This is a genomic window from Streptomyces sp. NPDC005393 (genome assembly GCF_040606675.1).
Lineage (GTDB): Bacteria > Actinomycetota > Actinomycetes > Streptomycetales > Streptomycetaceae > Streptomyces.
Genome location: NZ_JBEXFG010000021.1, coordinates 49,484 through 62,196, shown reverse-complemented (window position 1 = coordinate 62,196; position 12,713 = coordinate 49,484). Strand labels below are relative to the sequence as shown.

General features: G+C 74.5%; 3 protein-coding genes. All 3 read right to left on the bottom strand.

Translation table 11 applies throughout. The annotated features are described in order from the left end of the window. Positions 1–2: 2 nt before the first annotated feature. From ABZS71_RS19035 to ABZS71_RS19025, 3 genes are read right to left on the bottom strand one after another with little or no spacing between them, the layout of a single operon-like run. On the bottom strand, positions 3–329 hold the full coding sequence (locus ABZS71_RS19035) for an acyl carrier protein (RefSeq protein ID WP_356211533.1): 327 nt from the start codon (positions 327–329) through the stop codon (positions 3–5). After that, the gene (locus ABZS71_RS19030) at positions 326–5,065 is read right to left on the bottom strand and encodes a beta-ketoacyl synthase N-terminal-like domain-containing protein (protein WP_356211530.1); all 4,740 of its coding nucleotides are present in this window, start codon (positions 5,063–5,065) and stop codon (positions 326–328) included. Before ABZS71_RS19030 ends, ABZS71_RS19035 begins: the two co-directional genes overlap by 4 nt. Before the next feature lie 2 nt (positions 5,066–5,067). Continuing rightward, entirely contained in the window at positions 5,068–12,075 is a 7,008-nt protein-coding gene (locus ABZS71_RS19025; protein WP_356211527.1) for an SDR family NAD(P)-dependent oxidoreductase, read from the bottom strand. Between the last annotated feature and the right edge of the window lie 638 nt (positions 12,076–12,713).

Sequence of the window (12,713 nt, the reverse complement as noted above, 5' to 3'; positions counted from 1 at the left end):
GGTCAGCCCTCCTCGGCTGTCCTGAGGCACCGCACGACGTACCTCACGAGCTGCCCGACGCTGAGGTCGATGATCGCGTCAAGCTCCAGATCGGCCACGAAGGCGGCGAAGTTGACCTGCCGCCCGTACCGGGCCTCCAGACTGCCCGCCAGAGTCACCAGGTCGATGCTCTCCAGCTCCAGATCCTCGGCGAAGCGGGTCTCCATCGTGACCTCGATGTCGTCGAGGCCGTACTCGTCGAGCATGCTCCGGAGCATCCCGGCGATGCCGGCGAGCACGATCGGTTCATCGGCCACGGGCGCCGGGGCGGTCTGCTTGACGTTGGTCACTGATCCCTCTCCTCGTCCTGTTCGCCATGGTCCGGGCCGGTCGTCCAAGCCACGGCGTAGTTCCTGCTCGGCAACCCGGGCGGGTTGGCGAGGGTCGTGGTGTCCACCTCGTAGCGGCGCGGCCGGTGCCCGGGGGCCGTGGCCACCTCGACGACGAGCCGGGCGCCTCGCGTGTCTCCTTCGCTGTCGCCCGGTGCCACCTCCGCGTCGACCACGGTGACGTCCCGAGGCCGAAGGCGGATGCCGGTGCCCTCCGCCTTCGCGGCCGCCTCCTTCGCGGCCCGGAAGGCGGCGGCCCACCGGGCGCTCGACCCGCCGTCCGCGGCGCGTACGGCCGCGAGGAGCGCGAGCTCCGATGGTCCGAAGGCGATCGCGAGGGTGGGCTCCTCGCGATCGGCGAACTCCGCGATACCGATGCCGGGGCCAGGGCCCCCGCCCGCGCGGCGCGGCACCACCAGGGCGACCCCGGCCTCGGCCCGGTGCGCCAGCGAGAGACCCAGCTCGGGCAGGGCCCGGCCGTGCACGCCGACGGCGTACGGGCGGCCCTGCTCGTCGTCGCGTATCCGGATCTCGGCAGGGAAGACCGGGCCCTCCCCGTGCTCCCACAGCCACCGCCGTACGGCGTCCTTGGCCGCGATCCGGCCCAGCAGCCACTGCCTTCGGCCGCGCGGGGCCTGCCGCTCGTACCCGGCGCGCTCGGCCCCGCCCAGATGGTTACGCATGATCAGATCGCGCGACGCCAGATCCGGCCAGCGCTCGTGCAGCAGCGACCAGCCGCCTGGCTGGGGCCGGGAGAGCGTATTGCGCTGCGGGAAGCGCTCCACGGGCCGGGTGTCCGGGTGATTGTCGAACCGGCGGTCCCGCCAGCCGGACAGCTCGGCCCACACCTCGCCGCCGATCAGCAGCTGTACGTTGGCCTCCAGCGCCGCATCGGTCAGCGAACCGATCCTGACCACGCACCGCACTCGCGTGCCGGGGCGCGGATGCGGGCCGAAGAAGCGCATCAGCCGCATCCCGACCGGGAAGACGACGGTCCGCTCGGCGCGGGTCGCCATGATCCAGTAACCGAGGAGCTGGCCGACGTTGTCCAACAGCGCGCCGGGTGCGGGCGGGGTGGTGATCGTGCCGCGGATGTGCGCCTCGCCGATCGCGGTGATCTCCGTGATGCCCTGGAACGCCGGGCCGTGGAACATCCAGCGCTCGTCGTAGAGATCCGCCGCGGTGTGGTCGGGGGTGCGCTCGGTGCCGGGGTCCGTACGCCAGGGGGAGTTCCGCTCCGGGTAGCGGGGCGCGAGCTCGACGGTGGCGCGGGCGCCGCGGCCGAAGGTGACGGTGCGGTGGGCGGGGTTGTCGGGGCAGGGCGTCGCGGTGACCGTGACGGTGCTGGGCGGGGACGCGGTCACCCACTGGTCGAACCGGGCGCCGTGCACGGCGACGGCCACGGCGCCGCCGCCCGCCATCTTTTCCGCCGCGTCCATGAGGTAGTGGACGATCGTGGTGGCCGGGACCACGGGCCGGCGGTCCGACTCGTCCGGCCAGCCGGGGCGTTGGGGGAAGAAGCAGTGGTCGCGGAGGTAGGGCATCGTCTCGGTGGAGACACGGAGGTCGGTTCGGCGTTCGGTGGGTTGCCTGGTGCGGCTTGCCGCGATCAGTTCGGCCGCCGTGTTGGCTGTGTCGCGGAGCAGGGCCTTCAGTTCGGCCGCGGCGGGGTGGCCGGCCGCCAACGTATGGAGCAGGTGCGGCGTCGCGCCGTGGTGGGTGCTCGCCGTCGCCGGGTGCGGGTCGGGTTGTGCCCACCCGTTCCGCCCTGGGGGCACCTCCCGGCGGTAGCCGGGGGAGGAACGATTGCCCACAACCGGACGGTCGCCGTCGCCGTCGCCGTCGCCGTCGCCGTCGCCGGAGCCGGAGGCCGGGGTTGCGCCACCTGCCGCGGCCCCGGGGAGGGGTGGGTGGGGGGACAGAGCCGATGCGGCAGACGTCAGGTCGGCGCGTAGGGCCGTCAGGTTCGGCTCGCTCAGGGAGATCAGCGCGCCGTCCAGGTTCAGGCGCACCGGAGGGAGGGACCTGGCGGAGCGCGCGCGCATGCGCGGGAGCGTCGGGTCCACCTGGGCGCCTTCCGTCCAGAGCGCGGTGGCGACCCGGCGCAGTTGGGCGATGCCGTCGCGGTGGGGGGAGTTGGCCGCCACCGCCAGATGGTCGCGGCCGTGCAGCGTGTCACCGATGAGCGATGCCAGCTGACCGGTGCCGACCTGCACGAACGCGCGGAAGCCCGCCTCGTACAGGGCCTGTGTCAGCTCCCGGAAGCGCACCGGCTCCAGCAGATGCCGCAGGAAGAGTTCGCGCACCCCGGCCTCGGTCGCCGGATACGGCGCGGCGGTCGTCCCGGACCAGACGGGGACGCGGGGCGGCAGGAGCAGCTCGAAGCGTTCCGCCACGGAGCGCATGGGGCCGATGCAGGGGGCGAGCATCGGCGTGTGGAAGCCGGATTGGAAGGGCAGGACCTGGGCTATCACCCCCTCGGAGCGCATGGCCCCGACGAACTCCTCGACATCGGCCCGCGGCCCGCACACCATCGACTGGCTCGGCGCGTTGTCGTGCGAGAGCACGATCCGGCTCCGCGCCCGCTCCGTGAGCGCGTCCAGCACCCGCTGCGCGCCGGCGCCGAGGACGGCGAAGGCCAGGCCGGGCACGCGCACCGCGTCGGGGTCGAAGGAGTCGAGGAAGGCGTCGACCGCTTCGCCGGCGTAGAGGCCGCCCGCGGCCATCGCGGTCCACTCGCCGACGCTGTGCCCGGCCACCGCGTCCGGCACGACCCCCATCCGCCGCAGCGCCGCGTCCAGCAGTCGCCCGATGCCGAAGACGCCCACGCCATGGCGGCCGATGTCACCGACGCGCGCCGCCCCGCCGGAGCGGTCGCCGGCCGGGCGGGCCAGCCCGAAGTACTCGGCGACGCCTTCCACATGGGGTTCGAATTCGGCTTCGAGACCAGGGAAGACGAAGGCCAGCTTCCCGGCGGGCGCGGGGTCCGCGGCGAGCAGGGGCGCCGGTGTGAACCAGATGTCGTTGCGGCCGCGCCACGGACGGCCCTTGGCGACCATGCGCCGCGTGAGCGCGAGCCGTTTGGCGGTGGGCTCGACGAGGCCCAGCCTCGTACGGGCATCCCGCCCCGTCACGGTGGACCGTACGGTCGCGTCGTCCGCCGCCAGCAGTTCGGCCAGCCGCTCCGGGGTGTCCGTCGCGAGAGCCAGGACCTGCTCCGGTTCCGTGACGACGGTCGCGGGCCGCCGCTTCACCGAAGCCGACGGCGGCTGCTCCAGCACCACATGGGCGTTGATCCCGCCGAATCCGAAGGCGTTCACCGCCGCGCGCCGCACGGGCGCTTCCCAGGGCGCGGCCGAGTCGAGCGTACGGAACCGGGTGGACGCCAGCGCCGGATGCGGGTCGTCGCAGTGCAGCGTGGGCAGCAGCCGCCCGTGGTGGACCGCGAGGGCGGCCTTGACCAAGCCCGCGACACCGGCGGCGGGCATGGTGTGGCCGATCATCGACTTCACCGAGCCGATGACGGCCGTGTCCCCACGCGCTGCCCGGGGCCCGAACACGTCGGCCAGGGTGGCCAGTTCGGCCGCGTCCCCGGCGGGTGTGGCCGTGCCGTGCGCCTCCAGCAGCCCGATCGAGCCCGGCGCGCGCGGGTCGAGGCCGGCCGCGCGCCACGCCTGCCGTACCGCCCGCGTCTGTCCGCCCGGGTCCGGGTTGACCAGGCCCGTGGCGCGGCCGTCCGAGGCCACGCCGGTGCCGCGGATCACCGCGTAGACCCTGTCCCCGTCGCGCTGCGCGTCGGCGAGCCGCTTGAGGACGACCACGCCGGTGCCCTCGCCGATCAGGAGGCCGTCGGCCGCGCGGTGAAAGGGCCGGATCCGCTGGCTCGGTGACAGCGCGCGCAGCTGAGTGAAGACGCTCCACAGGGTGATGTCGTGGCAGTGGTGCACACCGCCCGCCAGCATCACATCGCACCGCCCGGAGGCCAGCTCGCCCACCGCCTGGTCGACGGCGACGAGCGACGACGCGCAGGCGGCGTCCACGGTGTACGCGGGCCCGCGCAGGTCGAGCCGGTTGGCGACGCGCGAGGCGGCGAGGTTGGGCACCAGGCCGATTGCCGCCTCGGGCCGGTCCGGGCCGAGCCGCTCGGCGAAGGCGGTCCGTACCCGGTCGAGCTGGTCGGGCCGAAGGTCCGGCAGCAGCTCGCCGAGGGTCCGTACGAGCTGGTGCGCGGTGCGCACCCGCTGGTCGAGCCGGACAAGACCGGGGGTGAGATAGCCGCCCCGGCCCAGCACCACGCCCACCCGCTGCCGGTCGGGCAGCCGGTCCTCGCCGCCCGCGTCGGCGAGGGCCGCCGCCGCGACGCCCAGGGCGATCAGCTGATCGGGCTCGGTGCCGGACACCGAGTTGGGCATGATCCCGAACCGGGCCGCCTCCACCTCAGCGAACTCGTCGACGAAGCCGCCCCGTCGGCAGTACACCCGGTCGGGCGCCGTGGGCGTGGTGCCGCCGCCCGTGGGATCGTAGCCGTCCGGATCGTAGAAGGAGGCGTCCCACCGTCCGGCCGGGACCTCGGTGATCGCGTCCACGCCGCCGACCAGGTTGCGCCAGTAGGCGTCCAGCCCGGGGGAGCCGGGCAGCAGCACGGACATCCCGACGATGGCCACCGGAGGCCGCTGGGGCGGGTGTCCGTCCGCCATGCTCACCAGCCCGAGGCGGTGTAGACGACGGCCCCGGCCGACTCGTCGCCCCAGGCCAGCTCGCGCAGCAGCGCCAGCGTGCCCTCCTCGGGGTCGATGAGCGAGATGCCGCGCCGCGCGTACTCGCGGCCGAGCTCCGGCGTGACCATCCCGCCGTGCGCGCCGGTCGGCGCCCACGGGCCCCAGTGCACGGTCAGCGCCCGGCGGCCGGTGCGGGCGCGCCATCGCGCGCCGAGGGCTTCCAGCGCGTCATTGGCCGCCGCGTAGTCCACTTGGCCACGGTTGCCGAGGACGGCGGAGACGCTGCCGAACAGCACCGCGAACGCCGGGCCTTCGGGCAGTTCCGCCACGGCGTCCAGCAGCGTGCTCGCGCCGTCCACCTTCGTGCGGAACACCCGCTGGAAGGACTCGGCGGACTTCTCCGCGATCAGCCGGTCCTCGATCACGCCCGCCGCGTAGACGAGGCCGTCCAGCCGCCCGTGGTCGGCGTGGATCTGTTTCACAGCCTGGAGCACCGCTTCCGCGTCGCGGAAGTCCACCGAGCGGTAGCGCACCCGGCTGCCCAGGGCGCTCAACTCCTCCAGGGTCGCGGCGACCTCGCGCCGCGCCAGGATCCGGGCGGCCTCCCGCTGGATCTCGGCGGGGGTGCGGCCGCCCTGGGCGGCGAGCGCCGCGCGCAGGGCCGCCTCGTCGCGCGCCCCGGCGGTGGCCGGGTCCTCCGGGCCGGCCGGCTCCGGCGTACGGCCGAGCAACTCGATCCGGCAGCGGGCGGCGGACGCGAGGGCGGCGGCGAACCGCGCGGTGATGCCCCGCGCCCCGCCGGCCAGGACCACCACGGAGTCGCGGTCCAGACCGATCGCGGCGGCCTCCGCCGCGCCGTCGCCCGCGGGCCCGGCGCCCGAGCCGGCGAGCGCGCCGAGCGCGGTCTCCACCAGGTCCAGCCGGTGCCGCTGCCCGTCGGCGGTGCGCAGCACGACGGGCGTACGGTCCGGGGCGAGCAGCTCGTCGAGCAGCGCGTCGGCGACGGCTTCGGCGGACGCGGCCGTCTCGGCGGGGAGGTCCACCACCGTGGCGACCAGGTCCGGGTACTCCCTGGCCACCGTACGGAACACCCCGCGCAGCCCGGCCGACCGCGCGTCGAGCGGGTCGTCGCGGCGGACGGCCAGCAGCCGGCGCGGACCGCGCCGCAGCGCCGCCTGGAGCACTCCGAACGCCTCCGGCAGCACGGGCGCGCCGGCCCCGGCCAACGGGTCGAGCAGCAGCACGCCGTCCACCCGGCCGTCCTCCTCGGCGAGCAGATGACCGGCGGCGAGGACCACGGCCTCGGCGCCGTGCCCGGCCAGCCGGGCGGCGACCGCGTCGGCCACCCCGTCGCCGTCCCCGCCCAGCAGCGCGAAGCGCTGGCCGGTCGGATCGGGCGGCACAGCGCCCTCGTCCGCCCCGCCCGCCAGCGGCACGGGCATCAGCTGAAGTCGCTTGGGCGCCACGCCGAGCACGGCCTCCGGCTCCGTCTGCGTGACAGTGATAGCGGCAACGGCAGCGGCAGCGGCATCGGGGGTGGGGCCGGGGGCGGGCGCGAGCCGGGCGGTGAGCCAGTCGGTGACGGCGGCAGTAGTACGGGCCTTGGTCAGCTCCTCCAGCTCCTCGTCGCCCAGGGCGGCCGTACCGGCCCCCGCGACGCCGAGCCGCCTCGCCAACTCACCCGCGATCTCCGCCCGTTTGATGGAGTCGATGCTGAGGTCGGCTTCGAGGTCGAGGTCGGGTTCGATCATGTCGACCGGATAGCCGGTGCGTTCGCTGATGATCTCGGAGACCGCGCGCAGCACGTCAGGCGCGGCGACCGGCGCTGCCTCGGGCGCCGTCGGCCCGACGGCGGGGGCCGCGAGCTCGGCGGGCTCGGCCGGTGCGGGGAGCGCGGCGACCACGGGCACGGCCACCGAGGCGGGCGCGGCCGGTGCCGGGATCCGTGCGTCCGGCGAGGCGCCGAAGTACGTGAGGAGGACGTCGCGCTGGGCGGCGATCATCTCCCGGCTGGTTCTCAGGAACTCGGAGATCAGGGCGTCTCTGTCTCCGTGGCCACCGCCATCTGTCCGGTCCGCCTGGCTCACCGTCGCCTCCACGACTCGTCGGGCCGGTGCCAGCGCACCGGGAAGAAGCTCACCGTCCGCGGTGCGGACCAGTTGCCCGTCGACCGTCCAGCCGGGCCGCTTCGGCGGCGCGGCGGGATCCGCGGCCACGGCGTCACGCCCGCGGAACAGCCCGCCCGTACGCACCGGCAGCCCGGCGACGGCCAGCCGGGCGAGGGCGTCGAGGAATCCGCGCAGCCCCTCGGAGCCGCCCCGCCGCCCGTCGCACGCGACGGCGCGGTGCGGGCGGTCGCCGAGGATCTCCCCGACCAGCCGGGTGAGCACCGTGCCGGGGCCCGCCTCCACGAAGACCCGGGCGCCCGCCTCGTACATGGCCTCGATCTGCTCCGCGAAGCGGACCGGGGCACCGATCTGGGCGGCGAGTTCGGCCCGGATGGCATCCGGCTCCGCGCCGTACGGGGCGGCGGTGCGGTTCGCCCAGACGTCGAACTCCGGCGCCCGCACCGGCCGATCGGCCAGCGCCTCGGCGAAGCGCGCCCCGGCACCGGCCACCAGCGGACTGTGGAAGGCACAGGCCACCGGGATCCGCTTGGCCGAGTGCCCGGCCTCCCGCAGCAGCCGCACCGCGTCCTCGACGTCCCGCCCGGGTCCGGAGATCACGGTCTGGCGCGGCGCGTTGTGGTTGGCGGACACGACGCGCTCGGCCGGCCCGGCGCCCCGCAGCACCCGCCCGATCTCCTCGGGCGCGGCGGTCACGGCGGCCATGGTGCCCGGCTCGTCCCCGGCGGCCTCGGCGGCGCCCAGGATCGCGGCCGCCCGCTCGGCGCTCAGTTCCAGCAGCGCACGGGGATCCAGGGCACCGGCCGCGCACAGCGCGACCAGCTCGCCGTAACTGTGCCCGGCCGCCATATCGGGCCGCACCCCGGCCGAGGTGAGCAGCGTGTACGCGGCGAGCCCGGCGATCCCCAGTGCGGGCTGCGCCACCCGCGTATCGGTGAGCGCGGCCCGCTGCGCCGCCTTCCCCTCCTCGTCGAAGGCGGTCGGGGGATACAACGCGTCGGCGTACGCGCGCCCGAGGAGCAGATGCCGCTGCAGCTCGGGGAACGCGATGAGCGCTTCAGCGAACATCCCGGGCCGCTGACTGCCCTGCCCGGGGAAGAGAAAGGCGACCTTGCCCGGCTCCAGCCCGTCCGCGGAGACATCCGGCGTCACATACAGCCCGTCCGGCTTCCGCGGATCGAGGCCGGACACATTGCCCGCAAGCGCCCGCCGCAACCGCCCGGCCAGGTCGTCCGGATCCGAGGCCACCACCGCGACCCGCACCGGCTCGTGCCCGGCGTCGGCGCGCCGCGAGGCGGCCAGCGCGAGGTCCCGCAGCCGCCACGGCCGCCCGGCGGTGTCGTTGGCCTCGACCTGCCGCAGCGTCTCCTCGACCCTGCGCAGGGCCGCCGCCCGATCGGCTCCGCGGAAGAGGAACAGCTCGGCGGGCCAGGCGTCCAGACCGTGCGCGGGTGGCGCGCCCCGGCCATGTGCGGACAGCACCACATGGAAGTTGGTCCCGCCGAAGCCGAACGCGCTGACCCCGGCGACCCGTTCGGCGGGCGCTGTGGCCCACGGCCGCGCCTCGGTGTGGAAGGCGAAGGGACTGCCCTCCGCGTCCCAGGCGGCGTTCGGCCGTCTCAGATGCAGCGTCGGCGGCTTGACGCCCGTATACAGCGCCAACGCGGTCTTCACGAGCCCGGCCAGCCCGGCGGCGCACTTGGTGTGCCCGATCTGGGACTTCACGGAGCCGAGCGCGCACGCGCCGGGTGCGGCGCCGGCCTCCGCGAACACCGCGCCGAGGACGGTGAGTTCGGTACGGTCGCCGACGACCGTGCCGGTGCCGTGCGCCTCCACCAGGCCGACGTCCGCGGGGGAGACGCGGGCGTTCGCGTACGCGCGCTCCAGAGCGGCCCGCTGGCCCTCGGGGCGCGGGGCGGTCAGCCCGAGCGAGCGGCCGTCGCTGGAGGAGCCGACGCCCTTGATGACGCCGTAGACCCGGTCGCCGTCCCGCTCGGCGTCGGCCAGCCGCTTGAGGACGACGCATACGACGCCCTCGCCGAGCGCGATGCCGTCGGCCGAGCTGTCGAAGGTCCGGGAGCGGCCGGTCGGGGACAGGGCGTGCACCGAGGAGAAGAGCATGTAGTCGTTGATGCCGTTGTGCAGATCGGCGCCGCCGCACAGCACGACGTCGCTGGTGCCGGCGGTCAGCTCCTTGCAGGCGACGTCGACGGCTGCCAGCGACGACGCGCACGCCGCGTCCACGGTGTAGTTGGCGCCGCCGAGGTCGAGCCGGTTGGCGATCCGCCCGGAGATGACGTTGGCGAGCATGCCGGGGAAGGAGTCCTCGGTGAGTCCGGGCAGCTGCTCGGTCAGGCCCTCCGGCACCTCACGGAAGTACGACGGCAGGACGGCGCGCAGCGTCTGCGCGGTGGACAGGTCGCTGCCCGCCTCGGCGCCGAAGACCACGGACGTACGGGTGCGGTCGAAGGTCCGCCCGCCCTGGCCGGTGTCGCCGTACCCGGCGTCGTCCAGCGCCCGGCGGGCGGCCTCCAGGGCCAGCAGTTGCACGGGTTCGATGCTGCCGAGCGAGGCCGGGGGGATGCCGTAGCGCAGCGGGTCGAAGGGGATACGCGACAGGAAGCCGCCCCATTTGGAGGTGGTGGCGCCGTCCTTGCCGCCCGTGTAGTGGACGGCGGGGTCCCAGCGCTCGGCGGGCACTTCGGTGACGGCGTCCACGCCGCCCACCACATTGCCCCAGAACGAGGCGAGATCGGGCGCCCCCGGGAACATGCAGGCCATGCCGACCACGGCCACGTCCAGTGGCGGGGGCGCCTCGGCCGTCGCGGGAGCCACGTCCACGCCCAAGCGCTCGCGCAGCGCTTCCGCACGCCCGGCGAGGAAGTCCGCGGCGGCCGGGGCGACCGCGTGGTGCAGCGCGCCGATCGTGGTGGTGGCCGAGCGCAGCACCACGACCTGACCGGCCATGAACATGCCCTCGCTGAGCTGGCGTTCCTCCCCGACCGGCGCCAACGCGCCGTCGGGGCCACGGTCCACGCCCTTGCTGGCGATCCGTAATCGCCCCACATTGAGCCGTTCCAGCCGCTCCCAGAGCTCCCGGTCCGGCACACCCTCCGCGCGCAGCCGCTCCTTGATGGCGCGATAGCTCTCGGTGAAGGGACTGTCCACGCATCGGGTGGCGTGGCCAGGGCCGGTCTCCAGCAGCGCGGTGCGCTCGGCGGCCACCACCTGGCGCTGGAAGAGCGGCTGTACGGCGCCGTGTGCCACCGCCTCCTCGGTGAACAGATACGCGGTGCCCATCAGCAGCCCGATGGCGACGCCGCGCCGGGTCAGCGGGGCGGCGAGCGCGGCCACCATCGCGGCGGACCGCTCGTCGTGCACCCCGCCGGCGAAGAAGATCTCGATGCCCGTGCCGTCCACGCCGTCCACGCCGTCCGCAGCCGTACCGCCCGTACCGCCCGTACCGCCCGTGCCGTCCAGGAAGTCCTCGATGACCGCGATCTGGGCCTCCCAGAGCGGGAAGCTGTGGCGCGGACCCACATGGCCGCCGCACTCGGAGCCCTCGAAGACGAACCGCCGGGCCCCGGCCTGGAGGAACTGGCGCAGCAGACCGGGCGAGGGCACATGAAGGAAGGTGGCGATCCCGGCCCGCTCCAGCGCCTCGGCCTGTGACGGCCGTCCGCCCGCGATGACGGCGTGGCTGGGGCGGATCTCCCGTACCGCCTCGAGCTGCGCGCTTCTGATCTCCTCGGGGGCGAAGCCGAGGACGCCGACGCCCCAGGGCCGCCCGGCCAGCGCGGCTGCGGCCTCCTCCAGCATGGTGCGCGCCTGCTCCCGGCCGGCCAGGGCGAGCGCGATGAACGGCAGCGCGCCGTCCGCCGCCACGGCGGAGGCGAATCGGGCCTGGTCGCTGACCCGGGTCATCGGGCCCTGCGCGACCGGCAGCCGGGTGCCGAGGCTGGTGCCGAGCGGCGAGTCGGGGCGCAGCGCCGCGACGGCGGAGCCATCCCGTACGGCCTCTTGTACGGCTTCCCGGACGGCGTGGGTCACGCCCCGGACGGCCCGGCCGACGTCCCGCCAGCGTTCGGCGAAGCGCGCGGCGAGGAAGCCGTCCTGGCCCACCGGCAGCGGCGGCCCGGCCTGCGGGGCGCGACCTGGGCGCCGCAGCACACGGTGCCCGTCGACGACGGTGGTCTCCGAACCGTCCATGGAGCGGAGCGCGGCGGCCCGTTCCTCCGGGAGCCCCGATTCGGCGAGCAGGGCCAGCTGGGTGTCCAGCACGACCCCGGCCGCGCCCCCGATAACGGCCGCCGCGGCCGTCCGCGGCCCGATGCCGCCACAGGCCCACACCGGTACGGACACCCCGGGCTCGGCGAGGAGTCGCTGCAGGAGGACGAAGGTGCTCAAGGAACCGATCCGGCCGCCGCTCTCACTGCCCCGGGCGATCAGCCCGTGTGCCCCGGCCCGGATCGCCCCGAGAGCCTCGTCCAGGCTGGTGACCTCGACCAGCACTCGACAGCGATCCGAGACGGCCTCGAGTGGCCAGGGCGCGTCCACGCCGAGCACCACCGTGTGCGGACCGGGCCCGCCCTCCCACGGAGGACCCGCCGTGGGGGAGGCCATCGCGTCCGGCAGGTCCGCGGGCGTGAGGCGGCAGCCCGCCGCCACCCGCACCCCGTATCTGCCGTCGGCCACCCAGTCGTGGGTGCGCTCCCATGCCTCGCGGGCTCTTCGGCCCGTAGTTCCCAGGTCAAGCACTCCAAGACCGCCCGCGCGGCAGACCGCCGCGGTGAGTCTGGCGTCCGGTTCCCCGAACGGAGTGATGCCGATGACAAGATCGCCAAGGTCCGCGGCGGATGACATGTTTTCTCCGAAGTAATCGCTCATGCGGGGGGAAACAGAGATAATTCGGGCATGCATGTCGAACGTATGGCTTGGGATTCTCGAGTAAAACGGCGCGGATGAAATTAGGGATGACATTACTGGACCGTCAACAAGTGGTGGTTCGCGCGCACTCGGGGACGGGCTGAATCTCGCCGGATGAGAGGAGATCGGCTGTGGTGCTATCTCTCTCTATTTGTTAAATGTTGAAGTACCTTGTGTGAGCCGCGTGGCAAGGGAGGTGGGCTGCGCGCGTCCTTTGCGCCCCCCTCAGGGCCCTGCGGATCCGCAAAAGAGATCGTTGTCGAAGAGGGGGTCGAACACCTGAGCCGACCTCGAATGCGCCAAGCGGGAAGCGGACTTCCCTTGCGGCGATCGAACGTAATCCGCGCCGGACGTTTCGGAGTCCTGAATTCCGTTACGGGCCGGGTGCGGTCCGGCGCCGCCGAGCCCGGCCTCGCGGCTTCGCCGCTTCGGTCGCGGGGGATGTGCGCCAGGACTGGCCAGTCGGTGACGCGTCGTCAGGAACGTTCCGGTGTTTCCGGGGCATGACCTCCCCGAGCCTGGGCATCCGCACGGTGGGCCCCGCCGCGTTTCCCCCGTCGCGGCGGGGTCTCGCC